General features: G+C 71.5%; 20 protein-coding genes. 5 read left to right on the top strand and 15 right to left on the bottom strand.

Annotated elements, in window-relative coordinates; translation table 11 throughout:
* Positions 1 to 37: 37 nt before the first annotated feature.
* Positions 38 to 526: a polyadenylate-specific 3'-exoribonuclease AS gene (locus MUY22_RS25430; protein WP_247063239.1), complete on the bottom strand. Its 489-nt coding sequence runs from the start codon at positions 524 to 526 to the stop codon at positions 38 to 40.
* Positions 527 to 543: 17 nt separating this feature from the next.
* Positions 544 to 1,305 carry a 1-acyl-sn-glycerol-3-phosphate acyltransferase gene (locus tag MUY22_RS25425; protein ID WP_247063237.1) on the bottom strand — a complete coding sequence of 254 codons (762 nt, stop codon included), beginning with the start codon at positions 1,303 to 1,305 and terminating at the stop codon, positions 544 to 546.
* A 211-nt stretch (positions 1,306 to 1,516) separates the two neighbouring features.
* Here MUY22_RS25425 and MUY22_RS25420 point away from each other — a divergent pair, with 211 nt between their 5' ends.
* From MUY22_RS25420 to MUY22_RS25410, 3 genes are read left to right on the top strand one after another with little or no spacing between them, the layout of a single operon-like run.
* Positions 1,517 to 2,284: a carboxylesterase gene (locus MUY22_RS25420; protein ID WP_247063230.1), complete on the top strand. Its 768-nt coding sequence runs from the start codon at positions 1,517 to 1,519 to the stop codon at positions 2,282 to 2,284.
* Entirely contained in the window at positions 2,281 to 2,838 is a 558-nt protein-coding gene (locus tag MUY22_RS25415; protein WP_247063229.1) for a hypothetical protein, read from the top strand. The genes MUY22_RS25420 and MUY22_RS25415 overlap by 4 nt, the downstream gene beginning before the upstream one ends.
* A 10-nt stretch (positions 2,839 to 2,848) precedes the next feature.
* A complete protein-coding gene (locus MUY22_RS25410) occupies positions 2,849 to 3,988 on the top strand; it encodes a glutamate--cysteine ligase (RefSeq protein WP_247063228.1) in 1,140 nt (379 codons plus the stop codon).
* On the opposite strand, the gene MUY22_RS25405 is transcribed toward MUY22_RS25410, so the two are convergent.
* The 8 genes from MUY22_RS25405 to MUY22_RS25370 all read right to left on the bottom strand — a co-directional run bounded on the left by MUY22_RS25405 (position 3,978) and on the right by MUY22_RS25370 (position 9,411).
* The gene (locus MUY22_RS25405; protein ID WP_247063227.1) at positions 3,978 to 4,829 is read right to left on the bottom strand and encodes an NUDIX hydrolase; all 852 of its coding nucleotides are present in this window, start codon (positions 4,827 to 4,829) and stop codon (positions 3,978 to 3,980) included. The two genes, MUY22_RS25410 and MUY22_RS25405, sit on opposite strands and share 11 nt — an antisense overlap.
* 68 nt (positions 4,830 to 4,897) lie before the next feature.
* On the bottom strand, positions 4,898 to 5,089 hold the full coding sequence (locus MUY22_RS25400; protein WP_247063226.1) for a hypothetical protein: 192 nt from the start codon (positions 5,087 to 5,089) through the stop codon (positions 4,898 to 4,900).
* A gap of 136 nt (positions 5,090 to 5,225) precedes the next feature.
* On the bottom strand, positions 5,226 to 6,164 hold the full coding sequence (locus MUY22_RS25395) for an ROK family protein (protein WP_247064109.1): 939 nt from the start codon (positions 6,162 to 6,164) through the stop codon (positions 5,226 to 5,228).
* A 15-nt stretch (positions 6,165 to 6,179) separates the two neighbouring features.
* Entirely contained in the window at positions 6,180 to 6,533 is a 354-nt protein-coding gene (locus tag MUY22_RS25390; RefSeq protein WP_371827682.1) for a hypothetical protein, read from the bottom strand.
* A gap of 59 nt (positions 6,534 to 6,592) precedes the next feature.
* Positions 6,593 to 7,726: an ArsA family ATPase gene (locus MUY22_RS25385; RefSeq protein ID WP_247063223.1), complete on the bottom strand. Its 1,134-nt coding sequence runs from the start codon at positions 7,724 to 7,726 to the stop codon at positions 6,593 to 6,595.
* 4 nt (positions 7,727 to 7,730) lie between these two features.
* Positions 7,731 to 8,165 carry an SRPBCC family protein gene (locus MUY22_RS25380; protein ID WP_247063221.1) on the bottom strand — a complete coding sequence of 145 codons (435 nt, stop codon included), beginning with the start codon at positions 8,163 to 8,165 and terminating at the stop codon, positions 7,731 to 7,733.
* Positions 8,166 to 8,191: 26 nt separating this feature from the next.
* Positions 8,192 to 8,986, bottom strand: coding sequence for a metallophosphoesterase (locus MUY22_RS25375; protein ID WP_247063220.1), 795 nt, complete (start codon positions 8,984 to 8,986; stop codon positions 8,192 to 8,194).
* A gap of 11 nt (positions 8,987 to 8,997) precedes the next feature.
* Positions 8,998 to 9,411 (bottom strand): polyketide cyclase / dehydrase and lipid transport, encoded by a 414-nt coding sequence (locus MUY22_RS25370; RefSeq protein WP_371827641.1) that lies wholly within the window; start codon positions 9,409 to 9,411, stop codon positions 8,998 to 9,000.
* 132 nt (positions 9,412 to 9,543) lie between these two features.
* Here MUY22_RS25370 and MUY22_RS25365 point away from each other — a divergent pair, with 132 nt between their 5' ends.
* Entirely contained in the window at positions 9,544 to 11,340 is a 1,797-nt protein-coding gene (locus MUY22_RS25365; RefSeq protein ID WP_247063218.1) for a long-chain fatty acid--CoA ligase, read from the top strand.
* 60 nt (positions 11,341 to 11,400) lie between these two features.
* Here MUY22_RS25365 and MUY22_RS25360 read toward each other — a convergent pair whose 3' ends face one another.
* From MUY22_RS25360 to MUY22_RS25345, 4 genes are read right to left on the bottom strand one after another with little or no spacing between them, the layout of a single operon-like run.
* Positions 11,401 to 12,765: a GH1 family beta-glucosidase gene (locus tag MUY22_RS25360; protein WP_247063217.1), complete on the bottom strand. Its 1,365-nt coding sequence runs from the start codon at positions 12,763 to 12,765 to the stop codon at positions 11,401 to 11,403.
* 18 nt (positions 12,766 to 12,783) lie between these two features.
* Entirely contained in the window at positions 12,784 to 13,671 is an 888-nt protein-coding gene (locus MUY22_RS25355) for a carbohydrate ABC transporter permease (protein ID WP_247063216.1), read from the bottom strand.
* A 9-nt stretch (positions 13,672 to 13,680) separates the two neighbouring features.
* On the bottom strand, positions 13,681 to 14,616 hold the full coding sequence (locus MUY22_RS25350; RefSeq protein ID WP_247063215.1) for a carbohydrate ABC transporter permease: 936 nt from the start codon (positions 14,614 to 14,616) through the stop codon (positions 13,681 to 13,683).
* The gene (locus MUY22_RS25345; RefSeq protein WP_247063213.1) at positions 14,613 to 15,884 is read right to left on the bottom strand and encodes an extracellular solute-binding protein; all 1,272 of its coding nucleotides are present in this window, start codon (positions 15,882 to 15,884) and stop codon (positions 14,613 to 14,615) included. Before MUY22_RS25345 ends, MUY22_RS25350 begins: the two co-directional genes overlap by 4 nt.
* A 203-nt stretch (positions 15,885 to 16,087) precedes the next feature.
* Between MUY22_RS25345 and MUY22_RS25340 the strand changes: the two genes are divergently transcribed.
* Positions 16,088 to 17,125: a LacI family DNA-binding transcriptional regulator gene (locus MUY22_RS25340; RefSeq protein WP_247063211.1), complete on the top strand. Its 1,038-nt coding sequence runs from the start codon at positions 16,088 to 16,090 to the stop codon at positions 17,123 to 17,125.
* Between the two features lie 16 nt (positions 17,126 to 17,141).
* Here MUY22_RS25340 and MUY22_RS25335 read toward each other — a convergent pair whose 3' ends face one another.
* Positions 17,142 to 18,176: an aldehyde reductase gene (locus MUY22_RS25335; RefSeq protein WP_247063210.1), complete on the bottom strand. Its 1,035-nt coding sequence runs from the start codon at positions 18,174 to 18,176 to the stop codon at positions 17,142 to 17,144.
* Between the last annotated feature and the right edge of the window lie 144 nt (positions 18,177 to 18,320).

Below are 18,320 nucleotides of genomic sequence, written 5' to 3'. Positions count from 1 at the left end.
CCGTTGGCACGACCTTCGAGTCTTCAGCGGCAATGCTTCAGCGGCGGGGGAAGTAGGACTCGATGACGTCCCAGCGGGCCAGGTTGTGCTTGGCGTCCGCGAGGGCGTCGTGCTGGTCGGTCGGGGCCGCCGGGAGCTTCGGCTTGCCGGCGTCCTCCCAGCGCTGACGCAGGTCGCGGGTGAACCGCGGCAGCTGCCGCGGCAGGGCCGGCATCGGGCCCCACAGCTGCGCGAGCGCGACGTGGTCGTAAGCGGCGAACCAGGCCCACAGCTCGATCCCGCCCGGCGGCTTCCCGAAGAACTCCAGCAGGTCGGCGCGGATCTTCTCGCGGCTGCGCCAAGCCGGGTCGGCGGGAGAGGGCAGCTTCGGCAGCACGTTGTCGCGGACCCACGCCCCGGCACGAGCCGGGTCGAAGTCCGTGGAGACCGCGTAGAACTCGCGGCCACGCTCGTCAACGACACCGATCGACACCAGGTCGATCGTCACGCCGTCCTCGATGAACTCGGTGTCGTAGAAAAAACGCACCGGTGAACCCTAGTGGGCTAGCCGACCTTGCTGTCGGGTACCCGGGTCGCGTCCCGCGCGGTGGGCTGCGCCGGCACCTTCGGCTTGGCTCCGGCGGCCTCCGCGGCGAGCAGCTCCTTCGCCTTCGCCGCGTAGATGTCGACGTACTCCTGGCCGGACAGCTCCATCAGCGCGTACATGATCTCGTCGGTGATCGACCGCTCGATGAAGCGGTCGCCCGCGAGCCCCTCGTACCGCGAGAAGTCCAGCGGCTTGCCGAAGCGGACCTCGAGGCGGCGCGGCCACCACATCTTCGAGCCGATGGGGTTGACCTTGTCGGTGCCGATCATCGCCACCGGGACGACGACGCCGCCGGAGTCCAGGGCGATCCGGGCGACGCCGGTCTTGCCCTTGTACAGCCGGCCGTCCGGGGAGCGGGTGCCCTCCGGGTAGATGCCGAGCAGGTGGCCGGCCTTGACCAGCCGGGTCGCGGTGTCGAGCGCGGCCTGGGCCGCGTTGCCGCCCGAGCGGTCGATCGGGAACTGGCCGACGCCGGTGAAGAACCACTTCTTGAGCAGGCCCTTGAAGCCCGGCTCGGTGAAGTACTCGGACTTGGCCGGGAAGGTCACCTTGCGCTTGACCCGCAGCGGCATGAAGAACGAGTCGGCGACCGCGAGGTGGTTGCCCGCGAGGATCGCGCCGCCGGTCTCGGGGATGTTCTCCGCCCCGACGACCTTGGTCGGCCACAGCGTCTTGAGCAGCGGACCGATGAACACCCACTTCATGAGCCAGTACAGCACCGGTGCCTCAGTCCTCCATCGCAGCTCAGCCCCTGTCACCCGCGTCGACCAGACTACGAAGCCGGGTGGCCTCCGCACAACGGCGACCACCCGGATACCCGCCGGGCAGCGATCGATCTCACAGAGAATTACGGGTCCGGGCGGACCCCCACAACGCCCTCGACCCATGAGAGCATGGACGGTCTACACCGCTCACACGGAAGGCGATCGCATGGGCGTGCTCGCCGGCGCGGAACCGTTCGGCCACACCGGTTCGGCCGAGACCGGGTTCCTGCTCTGCCACGGGTTCACCGGTACCCCGGCGAGCATGCGGGCCTGGGGGGACCACCTCGCCGAGGCCGGGTTCACCGTGCGCTGCCCGCTGCTGCCGGGCCACGGCACCCGCTGGCCCGACCTCAACCGCACGACGTGGCAGGACTGGTACGGCGCGATCCGCGAAGCGCTCCTCGAGCTGCTGTCGACGTGCAGGACCGTCTTCGTCGGCGGGCTCTCGATGGGTGGGACGCTCACGCTGCGCCTGGCCGAGGAGTTCGGCGACCGGATCGCCGGGATCGTCCTGGTCAACCCGTCGGTGACGCGGCTGAAGTGGGACACGAAGCTGCTGCCGGTGCTGGGCAAGATCGTGCCTTCGGTGCCGGCGATCGCGAACGACATCAAGAAGCCGGGCGAGACCGAGCTGGCCTACCCGCGGACGCCGGTGCGGGCCGCGGCGAGCCTGGCGAAGCTGTGGGCGCTCGTGCGCGCCGACCTGCCGAAGGTGACGCAGCCGGTGCTGCTGCTGCACTCGGCGGTCGACCACGTCGTCGAGCCGGAGAACTCGCGGCTGGTGCTGGCCGGGATCTCGAGCGCCGACGTCACCGAAGTCGTGCTGGAGAACAGCTATCACGTGGCGACCCAGGACAACGACGCGGAACTGATCTTCACCCGCAGCGTCGAGTTCGCGAAGGCGCACGCCGGGCAAGCGGAGGAGACCGCATGAGCCGAGGGAAGGACGGGCCGGAGGACGTCGACGCGACGTTCGCCGAGATCGTCGCCGACCTGCGGGCCGGCGGGTTCGGGCTCCCCGAGCTGGACACCGCCGACACCGCGGACAACGCCGACAGCGCCGGTGGTGCCGCCGGCAGTGCCGCGGGCCGCGGGGTGGCCGAGGAGAGCGAGCCCCGCAAGGCCCCGGAGCGGCCGGCCGAGCCGAAGCCGCCCGCCGCGGCCGACCCGCCGGACACCGGCTGGCGGTCGGGCGGCACCACGTGGGACAGCACGATGTTCTCCGACGACCCGGCGGAGGACGACGAGCACTTCGTCCCGCCGGACCCGCCGCCGCTGCCGCGGCCGAAGATGGGCGCGTTCCTCATCCTGCTGCTGTTCCTGGCCGGGCTGTTCCTGCTGATCCTGCCCGGCGTGATCGGCGTGGGCCCGACGGTGGCGACGCCGCTGGGCATCCTCGCGCTGGCGACGTCGATCGCGTTGCTGCTGCTCCGCGTCCGGCAGGGCCCGCCGCCGGGCGCCGACCCGAGCACCGGCGCGCAGGTCTGACCGGACGTCGATGACCATCGAATTCACGCCTTCGCGGCGCTCCACCGTCGGCGTGGAGTGGGAGCTGGGCCTGGTGGACCGGCGCAGCGGCGACCTGTCCTCGACCGCCGAGCGGATCCTCGACGCCGTGCGCCCGGACGGCGCGGCCGAGCACCCGAAGATCAAGCAGGAGCTGCTGCTCAACACGATCGAGATCATCACCGGCGTCTGCGAGACGATCGGCGAGATCAAGGCGGACCTCAACGAGTCCCTCGACGTCGTGCACGGCGTCGCCGACCCGCTCGGCGTCGAGATGTTCTCGGCCGGCACGCACCCGTTCTCGAACTGGTACCAGCAGAAGGTCACCGACAAGGCGCGTTACGCCAAGCTGATCGACCGCACCCAGTGGTGGGGCCGGCAGATGCTGATCTACGGCGTCCACATCCACGTCGGGCTCGACCACCGCGAGAAGGTCCTGCCGGTGCTCGACGCGCTGCTCAACTACGCGCCGCACCTGCAGGCGCTGTCGGCGTCGTCGCCGTACTGGGGCGCCGAGGACACCGGGTACGCGTCGAACCGCGCGCTGATCTTCCAGCAGCTGCCGACGGCCGGGCTGCCGTTCCAGTTCCGGAAGTGGGCCGAGCTCGAGAACTACGTCGACGACATGTTCACCACCGGCGTGATCGACAGCTTCTCGGAGATCCGCTGGGACATCCGGCCGTCACCCCAGCTGGGCACGATCGAGATGCGGGTCTGCGACGGGCTGCCGACGCTGGAGGAGGTCGGCGCGATCGCGGCGCTGACCCAGTGCCTGGTCGACGACTTCAGCGAGCGCCTCGACGACGGCGAGATCCTGCCGTCGCTGCCGCCGTGGCACGTCCAGGAGAACAAGTGGCGCGCGGCGCGCTACGGCACCGACGCGATCGTCATCCTGGACGCGGCCGGGCGCGAGCGGCTGGTCACCGACGACGTCGCCGACCTGCTGGACCGGCTGCAGCCGGTGGCGCGGCGGCTGGGCTGCGAGGCCGAGCTGCGCGACGTCGAGACGATCCTGGAGTACGGGCCGAGCTACCAGCGGCAGCGGGCGGTCGCGACGCGGCACAAGGGCAGCCTCAAGGCCGTCGTCGCGTCGCTGGTCGCGGAGATGCGCGACGGGATCCTCAAGGATTGAGCCGGTCCAGCTGGGTCCGGAGCGTGCCGGGACCCAGCGAGGACGCGCCGAGCGCTTCGACGCGGCCGCGCAGCTCGCGGTCGGCCGTCGCGACGAGGACCTTCGCGTCGCGGTGCTGCCCGGCGACCTCGACGATCTTCGTGTCGCCGTCGGTGTCGGCCGGCACGACCTCGACGCCCTTCGCCGGCTGCACCCCACCGGCCTTGCCCTCGACCACCAGGATCACCCGCGGCCACCAGGTCAGCGCGGGATCGCCGGGGTCTTCGAGGCCGGTTTCGGCGAGCCGGGTGAGCTGGTCGCGCAGGCGCTCGGTGGCGCCGTGGCGGTCGCGCCACCAGCCGTCCGGCCGCGAGCCGACGACGTTGGCCGCATCGACGACCAGCACCAGCTCCTGCCCGACCCGCGGTCGCAGCGCCGGCCAGGCCGCCGCGAAGTCGCGGTGCAGCCGGAAACCCGGGACGTCGTCGGGGTCCACCCAGCGCACCTCCGCACTTTCGGGGTTCGCGACCTTGGCGTCGATGTCGCCGGCCAGCGCGAGAACGGTCGTGTAGCTCCAGTCGCCATGGTCCACCACGGAGGCGGAAAGCGCCCGGAACGCGTCGGCGGGGATCGCCGCCTCTTCGAAGGCCTCCCGCGCCGCGGCGCCGACGGCGGTCTCCCCCGCCTCGATCGCCCCGCCGGGCAAGGCCCAGGTGCTGCCGTTGTGCACCCACCAGGCCCGGCGCTGCAGGAGCACCCCACGAGCCGGATCGAAGAGCAGCAACCCGGCGGCTCCGTACCGCCCCCAGTGCAGCCGCCCGCAGGAACACCGGACGAACACACTCGCGGACGGCAGGCTCACCCCACCCACCTTGGCACACTCTCCGACGGAGTCCACGGAACGGACTCAGAGCCGTCCGGGCGACACGATCACTCTTCGGCGGACCGGTCCTTCGGAGCCGCCGGCCGCCGACGGCCTGCGCGACCGCCGATGATCGCGGTCGCCACGATGGCCACCGCGATGACGCCGAGCAGGATGGCACCCACCACGGGACCGGGCACCCACGGCTTGATCAGGAACTGCGACGCCAGTACCCAGCCGGCCAGTTGCACAACGCCCACGACCGGGGTCGTCCACCGGTTCCGCCACCTCTTCGGCAGAAAGAATCCGGCCACCGCCAGCAGTGCGCCGCCCAGCCCGATCCACCAGTCCCCCGGCATGTGTGTCGGGTACCCGGGTTGCGGCCGGGCGACACGGTCAGACCGGGGTTTTGGCCGCCTCCACCGCCAGGGCCGCCGCGCCGACGATCGCCGTGTCGTCGCCCAGGTGGGCTGTGCGGATCCGCGCCAGCGGGCGGTGTCTCGCGCCCGTGATCGCGCCTGCGTAGTGCTCGCGGGCCTCGTCCAGGAACAGCGGGGCCGACTCCGACACTCCGCCGCCGATCACGATGATCTCCGGGTCGAAGACGTCCGCCACCAGCGCCAGGCCCTCGCCCAGCCACTTGGCCAGCTCCGCCATGGCCAGCTGGGCGATCGGGTCGCCGTCGCGGGCCGCGCCCGCGACTCTGCGGCCCGTGACCGAGCCCGGGTCGCCCGCGACCTGCGGGGCCAGCACCGTGGAGCGGCCCGGGTGCCGCGCGAGCAGCTCCACCGCCGTCGCGGCGAGGGCCGTTCCGCTGCAGTAGCGCTCCCAGCAGCCGTACTTGCCGCACGGGCACGCCCGCCCGCCGCGGACCACCGTCAGGTGACCCAGCTCCGGGGCGACGCCGTACGCGCCGCGGTAGAGCTTGCCGTCCAGCAGCAGGCCGGCGCCGATCCCGGTGCCGAGCGCCACCAGCGCCGCTATCTGGGCACCGCGGGCCGCGCCGAACCGGTGCTCGCCCACGATCGCCGAGTTGACGTCGTGCTCCAGCAGCACCGGCAGGCCGACGCGCTTCTCGATCCGGTCGGCGACCGGCGCGCCGCGCCACGCCAGGTGCGGCGCGAACATCACCGACCGGCGGTCGCGCGCGACGAAGCCCGCGACGGCCAGGCCGACCGCCGCCACCTCGTGCCGGTTGCGCAGGTCCTCGATCACGCCCGCGATGGCGTCCTCGAGGGCGCCTTCCTCCGTCGGCGTCGAGACCCGGGCCGTGTCGAGCAGCGAGCCGCGCTCGTCCACCACACCGGCCCGGATGCTCGTCCCGCCGACGTCCACCCCTATCGTCCGCACTCAGCTCTCCCGATCCGGCCGCCACTCGTCCCGTCTGCGGACGGTGATGTGCTGCACCCTCGCCGACGCCGTCGCACCCGCCGGTGGTCGCGGTGCGGGCCGGAACCCGGGCATGTGGACGCCCTCATCCGGCTCCCAGCGATCCGCGAGCACCGCTCGGAGCAACGCCACGAGCTGGGCCAGCTGTTCCAGCAGCCGCGCAGCGAACTCCGGCCGCTCACCCCGCACCACGGCGACGATCGCACACAGCGGGCACCACCCGCACGCCGAGGCCTCGGGTTTCGCCTGGTCAGGGTCGCCGTGCCCGGCCGCGACCACGCCTTCGAGCCACGGCGCGGCCTTCTCGACGACCATCTCGACGAGCAGCCGGAGCTCCTCGGCCAGGCGCACCCCGTCGGTGACCTCTTCTTCGCTCACCCGCGGCCCCGGTTCCCGGCCAGGCTCACGAGCAGGCCGTCGGCGTCGGATTCCGCGCCGGTGATCCGGCACGGCTGCAGCGACTCCGGCAGGGCGATGAGCCTGCGGAAGCCGTCCACGGTGATCGCCAGGTCGTCGTCGACGCGAGCGAGGTCCACTTCGGCGTCCCGCCCCAGCGGGATCGCGACGCGCAGCGTGTAGCCCCCGGGCGCGGGCCGGACCCGCAGCAGCGGGGTGACCGGGGTGCCGTCGCCGGCCAGCGGGTCGCGGTCGCCGTAGAGCTCGTCGGCGATCCCCAGCAGCGCGGGCAGCCCGACCGGTTCGACGGCCCGGTGCTCGACGCGGGCGACCCGCGTGAACCCGGCCGCGGTCAGCTCGGCCAGCACGGTGTCCTGCTGGGTGCGGCGGGTGCGCAGCCACGACGCGGCGCCGCCGCGCCAGATCCCGGGCGCGGGCATCAGCCGGTTGGCGATCAGGCCGTCGACGGCGATGCCGCGCAGCGCGAGCGAGCTGAGCGTGCGTCGCGCTTCGGCGACGACGACCCGTTCAGGCGTCAGGACGAGGCGGACGGTGGTCACCGACGGCTCGGTGAGCAGCGCGCGCAGGCCTTCGAGGTGCGCGCCGAGGCGGCGCACGGAGTCGGTGACCCGGCCGCGGCGGCCGAACACCCTGCTCAGGTAGCCGGAAACGGCTTCGGGCAGCGCCAGCAGCCGCAGCGTCTCGGCCGTCGGGCCGCAGTCGACGACGATGGTGTCCCACGGGCCGTGCTCGGCCAGCCGCCGGACCTCGCTCAGCGCGAGCAGCTCGTCGACGCCCGGGAGCACGGTCAGCTCTTCGGCGTCGAGGGTGTCGAACCCGGCGCCGGACAACGTCGTCTGCAGCTCGGCCCGCAGCTGGTGCCAGGTGGTGTCGACGAGCGTCCGCGAATCGATCTGGACGGCCGAAAGGAGTGCGTCCACTTCGGACGGTTCGGCGCCGAGGGTGTGGCCGAAGGCGTCGCCGAGCGAGTGCGCCGGGTCCGTGGACGCGACGAGGGTCTTCCTGCCGCGGCCGGCCAGCGCGGCGCCGGTGGCCGCGGCCAGCGTGGTCTTCCCGACACCCCCCTTGCCGGTGAACAGCAGGATCCGCACGTGGTTACCCCTCGGCCCGCTTCTTGAGCTCCTTGAGCGCGGTGTCCATGACCATCTTCTCGGCCTTGCGGCGGAGCAACCCGATCATCGGCAGCGCCAGTTCCACCGAAAGCGTGTACGTCACGCGGGTGCGGCCGCCGAGGTCCTCGAGCGCGTACCGGCCGTTCTGCGCCTTCTGCATCTGGCCCTTGACCAGGTGCCAGCTGACGCCGAGGCCGTCGCCGTCCCACTCGTACTCGAGGGTGTAGACGTCCTTGATCGGGCCCGCGTCGAGGGTCAGCTTGACCTGCTTGGCCCGGCCCCCGGCGTCGGTGTCCAGGACCTCGGTCTGCCGGACGGCCTTGGCCCATTCCGGGTAGGCGGGGAAGTCGGCGATCACGGCCATCACCCGGCTGGGCTCGGCGTCGACCTCGATGGACTGTGTGGACTGCTCGGCCATGGACGAAGCGTAGCCGCCGCGGCCGGTCACCAGCGCAGCACGTAGGGCTGCCCGGTCTCCTTGAAGTGACCCACGTTACGGCACTCGGTCAGGCCGACCCGGGCGCGGGCGGCCAGCGGCTGGTGCACGTGCCCGAACACCGACCAGCGCGGCCGCTGTTCCCGGATGAGGTCCAGCAGGGCCGCCGAGCCGAGCTCGCTGCGGCGCGCGACGACGTCGTAGGTCAGCTCGGGCAGCGCCGGCGGGGCGTGCGTGCAGAGCACGTCGACGTCGGTCAGCGCGGCGACGCCGGCCTCGTAGTCCGCGCGATCCCGCAGGTAGGGACGCCAGGCGGCGCCCTTGCGGCGGCGCGGGACGACGCCGTCGGGCAGCAGCGCGCCGCCGACGAACCCGAACCGCAGGCCGCCGATCTCGGCGACCTCGCCGTCCAGCACCCGGATGCCCTCGCCCGCGAACTCGGGCCACAACGCCGGGGTGTCGACGTTGCCGGGGGTGGCGTAGGTCGGCGCGGTCATCGCCGCGAACAGCGTCGCGTACTGCTCGCGGATGGCCTCGTCGACGGCCGCGCCCGGGTCGTCGAGGCTCGCCCAGAGCGTCCGGGAGTAGGCAACGGTTTCGTCACGGGTGCCCTCGCGGCGCAGCCGGGCGAACTCGCCGACCTTCTCGGCGCCGAAGAGGGCGCCCATGATGCCCTTCTCGTGCTCGCGGTAGTCGACGAAGTCGAGCAGGTCACCGAGCACGACCAGCGCGTCGGCCCCGTCCCCGGCCCGCTTCAGCGCGTCCGCGTTGCCGTGCACGTCCGAGACGACGTGTACCCGCACCCCTGGTCCCCTTACTCGTCACCGCGCGGAGGAACTCCGGGCTCGCGCCCGTCCTCCAGGATCTCCTTGAGCCCGAGGGCGATCGCCTTCGCCGCACGGGCCCGCCGGTCGAACTCCCGGCGCAGGTCGCGCGGCGCCAGCGCCCGGGGCGTCCCGGCCGCGTCGGCGGGGGTCGCCCGCAGGAAGTAGTGCAGCAGGGTGCCGTCGAGCACCGGCTCGAGCCAGACCTCCATGGTACCGACGAGCGCTCCACGCACGGTCCAGCGCAGGCCCTTGTCCCCCCGGTCGGTGTAGACCTCGAGGACCAGGTCCGGCCAGTAGCGCGTCCAGGACCTCGGATCGGCGAAGACCGCGGCCACGGTGGCGGGCGGGACGACGAGGAACGTCTCGTCGACGACGTCGAGAGCGGGTGGCGCCTGGTTCACGGAGCGAAGAATGTCACGCCCTCGCCGTGCGACGGCGATCAGCATGGTCTTAAGGTGCTCCTCACGCTAAGTTGACTGGCGGGTAACAGCGGTGTCATCTGCCGCAGCACGCGTTGAACACGGAGGTCCCACGTGCGCGAATACAGCGCTCCCGCCGGCAAGCCGGTGGCCGACGACGAGAACATGGCCGATGTCGTCTGGGCGAACGCGGAGCGGTTCTCCGACGTGGTCAGCTTCCGTCGCCAGGTCGACGGCAGCTGGCTGGACGTCACCGCGAAGGAGTTCGCCGGCGAGGTACTGGCCGTCGCCAAGGGCATGGCCCAGGCCGGGATCGGCCGCGGCGACCGCGTCGCGATCATGTCGAAGACGCGCTACGAGTGGACGCTGATCGACTTCGCGATCTGGGCGGCCGGCGCGGTGACGGTCCCGATCTACGACACGTCGTCCCCCGAACAGGTGTTCTGGATCCTCTCCGACTCGGCCGCGAAGGGTGTGTTCGTCGAGACGAACGGCCACGCCGGCGCCGTCGACGAGATCCGCGACCGGCTCACCGAGCTGAACCACACCTGGCAGATCGAGGGCGACTCCCCCGCCGTCGAGGAGCTGTCCGCGCTCGGCGCGACGCTGTCCGACGACGAGCTGCACGAGCGCCGCCGCGAGGTCGTCGCCGACGAGCTCGCCACGATCGTCTACACCTCGGGCACCACCGGCCGCCCCAAGGGCGTCGAGCTGACCCACCGCAACCTGCTGGCCGAGATCCGGGCCGACATCGAGGCGTTCCCGCAGCTGATGGAGCAGGGCAACTCGCTGCTGGTCTTCCTGCCGCTGGCGCACGTGCTGGCCCGCGCGATCGCCATCACCGCGCTGTCCGCCCGGGTCACCCTCGGGCACACCCCGGACGTCAAGAACCTGGTCCCCGACCTGGGCACCTTCCGGCCGACGTTCGTGGTCGCCGTGCCGCGCGTGTTCGAGAAGGTCTACAACTCGGCCAAGCAGAAGGCCCACGGCGACGGCAAGGGCAAGATCTTCGACGCCGCCGAGGCCGTCGCGGTCGCCTACAGCGAGGCGCAGGACAAGGGCGGCGCCGGGCTCGGCCTGAAGGCCAAGCACCTGGTGTTCGACAAGCTCGTCTACGGCAAGCTGCGCGCGGCTCTCGGCGGCCGCTGCGTGGCGGCGGTGTCGGGCGGGGCCCCGCTCGGTGCGCGGCTGGCGCACTTCTTCCGCGGCATCGGCGTCCCGGTGTTCGAGGGCTACGGCCTGACCGAGACGTCGGCGGCGGCGAACGTCAACACGCAGTCGGCGTTCCGCGTCGGCACGGTCGGCAAGCCGGTCAACGGCACGTCGGTCCGCATCGCCGACGACGGCGAGGTCATGCTCAAGGGCGACGTCGTCTTCCGGGCGTACTACAACAACCCGCAGGCGACGGCCGAGTCGCTCACCGACGGCTGGTTCCACACCGGCGACCTCGGCGAGCTGGACGTCGACGGCTTCCTCAAGATCACCGGCCGCAAGAAGGAGATCATCGTGACGGCGGGCGGCAAGAACGTCGCCCCGTCCGGCCTCGAGGACACCATCAAGGCGGCCCCGCTGGTGAGCCAGGCGATGGTGGTCGGCGACCAGCGCCCGTTCATCGCGGCGCTGGTGACGGTGGACGAGGAGTACTTCCCGTCCTGGAAGTCCCAGCACGGCAAGCCCGCCGGCGCGTCGGTCGCGGACCTGGCCACCGACGCGGACCTCCTCGCGGAGATCCAGACGGCGGTCGACGAGGCCAACAAGACGGTCTCGAAGGCCGAGGCGATCAAGAAGTTCGCCGTGCTGGCCACCGACTTCACCGAACAGGGCGGCGAGATCACGCCGAGCCTGAAGCTGAAGCGCAACGTGGTGACCAAGAACTACGCGACCGACATCGAGGCCCTGTACAAGAAGTAGCCGAATGCCGTGAAGGCCTCCTTACCGGCTCTTATGGCCGGGAAGGAGGCCTTCACGGCTTTACGGGGTGCGCTGCGCCGCGATGTGGTCGCGGTACCAGCGGTAGCTCGCCCTCGGCGTGCGGCGCTGCGTCGCGTAGTCGACGTGGACCAGGCCGAAGCGGTGCTTGTAGCCGTGGGCCCACTCGAAGTTGTCCAGCAGCGACCAGGCGAAGTAGCCGCGCAGGTCGACGCCGGCGTCGAGGGCCTCCTGGGCCGCCGCCAGGTGGTCGCTCAGGAAGCTGATGCGCTCGTAGTCGGCGAAGTCGCTGCGGTCCGGGTAGACGCAGCCGTTCTCGGTGACGTACACCGGCGGCAGGTCCGGGTAGCCGTTGTGCAGCGCGACCAGGGCTTCGGTGAGGCCCTCCGGCTCGACCGGCCAGCCCATGCCGGTGCGCGGGACGTCCGGCAGGCGGGTCGTGTCGACGCCGATGTCGGCGAGGGTCCGCCGCGCCGGGTCCGGCTCGCGCGGGGGCGCGTCGGCGACGTGCTGCCGGTAGTAGTAGTTGACGCCCAGGTAGTCCAGGGGCTGCCCGATCGTGGCCAGGTCGCCGTCGTGGCGGAACGAGAAGTCCGACGCGGCCCCGAACATCGCCTTCAGGCCCGGCGCGTACCGGCCGCCGAACAACGGCTCGGTGAACTGCCGGCGCAGCAACGTGTCCTGCCGCGCCGCGGCCGCGGCGTCGGCCGCCGAGTCCGTGACCGGCACCGCCGGGGACTGGTTGAGCACGACGCCGAACCGGTGCGTGTGCGCGGCCTGCGCCCGCATCGCCTCCACCGCCAGGCCGTGGCCGAGCAGCAGGTGGTGGGCGGCGGCCAGCGCGCCGTGGCCCTCCTTCGCCCCGGGCGCGTGCCGGCCCTCGCCGTACCCCGCGACCGCGCACGGGTACGGCTCGTTCAGCGTCGTCCAGTGGTCGACGAGGTCGCCCAGCTCCTCGTGGACCAGGGCGGCGTAGTCGGCGAACCGGTGGGCCGTGTCCCGCGCCCGCCAGCCGCCTTCGTCCTCCAGGGCCTGGGGAAGGTCCCAGTGGTAGAGCGTCAGGAACGGCTCGATCCCGTGGTCCCGCAGCCCTTCCACCAGCCGCCGGTAGAAGTGCAGGCCGCGCCATTCGACGCGGCCCCGGCCCTCGGGCTGCACCCGCGGCCACGACACGGAGAACCGGTAGGAGTCGACGCCGAGCTCGCCGAGCAGCTCGAGGTCCTGCTCCCAGCGTTCGTAGTGCTCGGCCGCGGGCTCGCCGGTGTCACCACCGGCGATGGCCCCCGGCACGGCGGCGAAGGTGTCCCAGATGGACGGTCCGCGGCCGTCTTCGGTGGTGGCTCCCTCGATCTGGAACGCCGATGTGGCCACACCCCAGCGAAAGCCGGGCGGGAAACTGGAAGTCACGGATCTCTCCCGGGAGGCTCAGCCCTTGAGCGCGCCCTGCATGATGCCGCCGACGATCTGGCGGCCGAACAGCAGGAACACGAGAAGGACGGGGATGGTGCCGAGGGTCGCGGCGGTGAGCACGAGCGTGTAGTCGGTGGTGTAGCCACTGGCCAGTGTCGACAGTGCCGTTTGGACGGTCGGGTTCTCCGGCACCAGCACCACCAGCGGCCAGAAGAAGTCGTTCCACGCCTGCATGAACGTGAACAGGCCGAGCACCGCCGCGGCCGGGCGGGCCGTGGGCAGCGCGACGTGCCAGAACAGCCGCAGCGAGCCGCAGCCGTCCATCCGGCCGGCCTCCAGCAGCTCCAGCGGCAGCGCCCGCTCGAAGTACTGGCGCATGAAGAACACGCCGAACGCGGTGACCAGGCCCGGCACGATCACCGCCTGCAGCTGCCCGGCCCAGCCGAAGTCGGCCATCATGATGTAGAGCGGCACGACGCCCAGCTCGGTCGGGATCGCCTGGGTGGCGACCACCAGGAGCAGCAGCACGGTCCGGCCGCGGAAGCGCAGCTTGGCGAAGGCGAACCCGGCGAGCGTCGAGAACAGCACCACCGAAAGCGTGATGGTGCCCGAGACGATCACCGAGTTCGCCAGCGCCAGGCCGAAGTTCGTCTCGTCGAAGACCCGGGCGATGTTCTCGAACAGGTGCCCGCCCGGCACCAGCACCGGCGGCACGCTGCCCACCGCGTCCGGCGTCTGCGACGAGACGACGAACGACCAGTAGACCGGGAACGCCGAGCCGGCCAGGATCGCGACCAGCGCGGCGTAGGTCCACGGGCTCGTGACCCGCTGGGTGAACCGCCGCGTCCGGCTCGGCGGCCGGGCCACGGCGGGTGCCGAGGTCGAGGTCAGCACGGTGGACATGTCCGCTCCTCAATCGGTTTGGATGCGCCGGGTCACCAGGTACGCCACACCCGCCACGAGCATCGTGGCGATCGCCAGCAACAGCGCCACCGCGGAGCTGTAGCCGAAGTCGTACTTGCTGAAACCCTGTTCGTAGAGGTAGAGCGCGGCGGTCTGGAACTGCCGGTCGGACCCGCCGGTCGCGGCCGCGGTACCCGGGTTGAACAGCAGCGGCTCGGCGAGCAGCCGCATGTTCCCGGTCGTCGCGATCACCGTGGAGAAGATGATCTGCGGCCGCAGCAGCGGCACCGTGATCCGCCAGAACTGCTGGTGCCCCTTCGCGCCGTCGAGCGTCGCGGCCTCGTACAGGCTCGACGGGATCGCCTGCATCGACGCCAGGAAGATCAGCGCGTGGTAGCCGGTCCAGCGCCAGACGACCATCGACGCGATCGCGGCGTGCGAGCTGGCCGTGCCCGCCTGCCAGTCGACGTGCCCGGCGCCGAACCAGCTCAGCACCCAGTTCACCAGCCCGAAGTCCCGGCCGAACAGCTGCGCGAAGATGATCGTGACCGCCGCCACCGAGGTGATGTTCGGCAGGATCATGCCGGTCCGGAACAGCGTCCGGCCGCGCAGCCTGCGGTTGAGCAGGTGCGCGATGCCGAGCGCGAACAGGATCTGCGGGATCGTGGTCAGCAGCCACAGGCTGACCGTGTTCCCCATCGCGTTCCAGAAGTACGGGTCGTGGAACAGCAGCTCCCGGTAGTTGTCCAGCCCGATGAACTTCGCGCCCTCGGCGTCGAGCAGGTTGCGCTTCTGCAGCGACACGAAAGCCGTGTACAGCAACGGGAACAACCCGAAGACGCCGAAGATCAGGAAGTACGGGCTGATGAAGCCGAACGGCGAGAGCTTGACGTCCCAGTGCGCCCGCCGGTCGGCGAAGCTCAGCTTCGGCACGGAAGCCGTCACTTGAGCTTCGAGACGTCACCGACCAGCTGCTGCCACGCCGCCGCGCCGTCCTGCTTGCCCTGCTCGACGCGCTGCATCGCGTTGCCGAACTCGGTCTGCACGTCGCCGGCCTTCGGGCCCTGGTACTGCGGGTTCAGGTTCTTCGCGGCGTCGGTGAAGAGCTTGCCGACGGGCGCGTTGTCGAAGAACGGGTTGGTGTAGGAAGTGATCTTCGGGTCGGTGTAGAGCGACGGCGTCGAGGGCAGCAGGCCCTGGCTGGTGAACACCTTCGCCTGCTGCTCGGGCGCGGTCAGCCAGGCGGCGAGGTCGGCGGCCTCGGCGGTGTGCTTGCCCTGCTTGGGCACGGTCAGGTACGAGCCGCCCCAGTTGCCGCCGCCGCCGGGCACGCTGGCGACGTCCCACTTGCCGGCGGTGTCCGGCGCCTGGTCCTTGATCTTGGTCATCATCCAGGCCGGGCAGGTCACGGTGGCGAACTGGCCCTGGGTGAAGCCGGTGTTCCAGGTCGGCGTGCTGTAGAGCAGGCCGGCGCTCAGGTTCGCCTTGACGGCGTCGACGACCTGGTCCCAGCCGGCCCGCAGCGCCGGGTTGCTGTCGACGACGAGCTGGTCGCTGGTGTCGTAGTAGCCGGTCGGGGCCTGGCCGAAGATCGCGTTGAGCACGGTCGGGCCGCCGTCCATCCACTTGACGCCGTTCGGCGCCTTGGCCTGGAAGCGCTTGCCGGCGTCGAAGAACGCCTGCCAGGTGGGCCAGAGCGCGGAGACGGCCTCGCGGTCGGCGGGCAGGCCGGCGGCCTGGAGCAGGTCACGGCGGTAGCAGATGGCCAGGCCGCCGACGTCGGTGCCGTAGCCGATCTGCTGCCCGCCCTTGGCGAGCGACGCCGACCACTTCCAGCCGAGCCAGCGGTCCTTGAGCTTGTCGCCGCCGACGGTGTTGAGGTCGACGAACTTGTCCGGCGTCGCCTTGAACTGGGCGACGTAGCCGGTGTCGATGGCTTCGATGTCCGCGGCGCCGCCCCCGGTGGCCAGGTGCGCGGCCAGGTTCTTGTGGTGGTCGGAGTAGGCCGCGGTGCGCTCGGTGATCTCGATGTTCGGGTGCGCCGCCTGGTACTCCTTGATCAGGTCGGTGTAGCCGAAGTTGCCGAAGAGCCCGAGGCTGAGCTTGACCTTGCCGCCGCCGCTCCCGCCGTCGCCGCCGCTGCAGGCGCTCAGGGCGGTGACGGCGGCCAGCACGGCCACCAGGACCATGCGGGTTCTCGTGTTCGGGCGCATGAGATCTCCGTTGTTCTGCTGAAAGCGCGCGGAAACACCGCGACCGCCGGGAACGTGTCTCCGGGGCCGGGCGAGAATGTGGCCTCTATGAGAGCGCTCCCAGCCCTGGGCGTCAAGTAACGAAGAGATAACAGCGCTGCGAATTTTTCGAAGCAGGGGTCGATGTGCTAGTTATGTAACCGGTTACAGCCGAAGGAGCCGCCATGGTCACCGCCCGCGAAATCGCCGAGCTCTGCGGCGTCTCCGTCGCCACCGTTTCCCGGGTCTTCAACCAGCCGGCGTCGGTCAGCGGGCCGACCCGCGAACGCGTCGAGCGGGTCGCCCGCGAGCTGGACTTCTCCCCCAACGAGTCGGCCCGCGCGTTGTCGCGCAAGCAGTCGGCGATGATCGGGCTGGTCTGGGACACCGACCACCGGCGGCCCGGCTGGCGCCACCCGTTCCTGCAGGACCTGTTGCTGGGCTTGAAGTCCGCGCTCAGTTCGCACGGTTACCACCTGCTGATGCTCGCCACTAGCGACGACGCACGCAGCCGCACCCCCGGCGTCTCCCTGGCCGACCCCGTCGCCTACGTCCGGATGACGCGCCGGCACCACCTCGCCGGGCTGGTGCTGATCGACAGCGGTTCGGACGCCGAGGCGTTCACGGCGTTCGCCCGGTCCGGCCTGCCGTGCGTCGCGCTCGACGTCGCGATCTCCGGCCCGAAGGCGACCTACGTGACGTCCGACAACGTCCGCGGCGCGGCGGACGCCGTCCGGCACCTGGCCGGGCTCGGGCACCGCCGGATCGCGACGCTCACGGGCCCGCGCGACAACGCGCCGGCGGCCGAGCGCACCCGGGGCTACCGGGAGGGCCTCGCCGCGGCGGGCCTCGATGCGCGCGACGACTACGTCGTGTCCGGGGACTACTACCGCGAAAGCGGTTTTGTCGGCATGCGCCGGTTGCTGGCCCGCAAGGAACCCCCGACGGCGGTGTTCGCGGCGAGCGACGAGATGGCGGTGGGCGCCCTGCTCGCGGCCCGCGCGACGGGCCTGCGCGTCCCGGACGACCTCGCGGTGGTCGGCTTCGACGACATCGAGGTCGCGTCCCTTGTGGACCCGGCGCTGACGACGGTGGCCCAGGACAAACCGGGTTTCGGCACGGCGGCCGCGGAGGCGCTGCTGAAGATGATCGAGACGGACGCGGCCCCGGAGCCGGTGCTGCTGCCGACCAGGCTGGTGGTCCGCGGCTCCTGCGGCGCTTAGGTCCCCTTTCCTTGGGTCAGGCGGAAACCAGTGACTTGCGGAGCATGCTTTCGCCGGCGGCCACGACCGCCTCCGCCGACTCCCGCGGCGTCCAGCCCAGCACCGAGCGGGCCTTCTCGTGGGAGATCTTCTTGACGAAGCCGAGTTCGGCCGCGGTGGTCCGGAACTCCGCCGAGAACACGGCGCCCGCCCGCACGACGAGGTTCGGGATGGTGCGGGTCGGCACCTTCTTCGCGCTCTCGCCGAAGTTCTCCTTGAGCAGCGCGCCGATCTCCTTCATCGCCATCGAAGGGCTGCTGGCGAGCAGGAACCGCTGTCCCGCGGCGCCGTCGGCCGTCATCGCCAGGATGTGCGCGCTCGCCACGTCGCGGACGTCGACGATCGGGATGTACATGTCCGGGTAGCCGGGGATCTTCCCGTCGAGGAGCCGCTGGACGATGTGGTTGGCGCCGGACACCTCCCGGCCCATCACCGGGCCCATGACGGCGACGGGCAGGACCGTCGTCAGCTCCAGGGCGCCGCCCTCGTCGCGGACGAAGTCCCACGCGGCACGCTCGGCGAGGATCTTGCTCTTGCCGTAGGCGTCGACGCCGGGCCCGTCGAGCACGGACCAGTCGTCCTCGGTGAAGGCGCGATCGAGGTGCGGGTGCCCGAAGCCGACCGCGTGGAACGCCGAGGTGAGCACCACGCGCCGGACCCCGCCGTCCCGGGCGGCGCGCAGGACGCGGAGGGTGCCGTTGCGGGCGGGGACGATGACGTCGTCGTCGTTCGCGACCTTGCCCGGCTGGACCGGCGACGCGACGTGGAGGACGTAGTCGCAGCCGTCGACCGCTTCGGCCCAGCCGCGGTCGTCGGTGAGGTCGGCGGCCACGAAGCTCAGCGCGTCACCGTGCGTCATGCCGGCGTCGGTCAGCACCGCGCGGACGGCCTGCTCCTTCGCGAGCGACCGCACCGTGGTGCGGACCCGGTGCCCCTGCGCCAGGAGCTGGAGGATGCAGTGCCCGGCGATGAAGCCCGAACCGCCGGTGACGAGAACCCGCTGCGTGCTCATGTGTTCATTCCCATCGGAGTGTGTGCCGCCATCTTGATCCAGACCACGACGATCCGCCGGGTGGAGCACCCGTGCCAGTGCTCCGGTCAGCCAGGGGGATGACAGGACCCCCACATCGGGTGACCTCGGCTTATCGTGGGGCCC

The sequence above is a fragment of the Amycolatopsis sp. WQ 127309 genome (genome assembly GCF_023023025.1).
Lineage (GTDB): Bacteria > Actinomycetota > Actinomycetes > Mycobacteriales > Pseudonocardiaceae > Amycolatopsis.
Note: the sequence above shows the minus strand (reverse complement) of the source record. Positions and strands in the feature narration are given on the sequence as shown.

Excerpts from the sequence above, each read along its gene's own strand:
- MUY22_RS25420 (WP_247063230.1), top strand. The coding sequence starts at position 1,517 with ATGGGCGTGCTCGCCGGCGCGGAACCGTTCGGCCACACCGGTTCGGCC.
- MUY22_RS25415 (WP_247063229.1), top strand. The coding sequence starts at position 2,281 with ATGAGCCGAGGGAAGGACGGGCCGGAGGACGTCGACGCGACGTTCGCC.
- MUY22_RS25410 (WP_247063228.1), top strand. The coding sequence starts at position 2,849 with ATGACCATCGAATTCACGCCTTCGCGGCGCTCCACCGTCGGCGTGGAG.
- MUY22_RS25390 (WP_371827682.1), bottom strand. The coding sequence starts at position 6,533 with ATGGTCGTCGAGAAGGCCGCGCCGTGGCTCGAAGGCGTGGTCGCGGCC.
- MUY22_RS25380 (WP_247063221.1), bottom strand. The coding sequence starts at position 8,165 with ATGGCCGAGCAGTCCACACAGTCCATCGAGGTCGACGCCGAGCCCAGC.
- MUY22_RS25355 (WP_247063216.1), bottom strand. The coding sequence starts at position 13,671 with ATGTCCACCGTGCTGACCTCGACCTCGGCACCCGCCGTGGCCCGGCCG.
- MUY22_RS25345 (WP_247063213.1), bottom strand. The coding sequence starts at position 15,884 with ATGCGCCCGAACACGAGAACCCGCATGGTCCTGGTGGCCGTGCTGGCC.
- MUY22_RS25340 (WP_247063211.1), top strand. The coding sequence starts at position 16,088 with ATGGTCACCGCCCGCGAAATCGCCGAGCTCTGCGGCGTCTCCGTCGCC.
- MUY22_RS25335 (WP_247063210.1), bottom strand. The coding sequence starts at position 18,176 with ATGAGCACGCAGCGGGTTCTCGTCACCGGCGGTTCGGGCTTCATCGCC.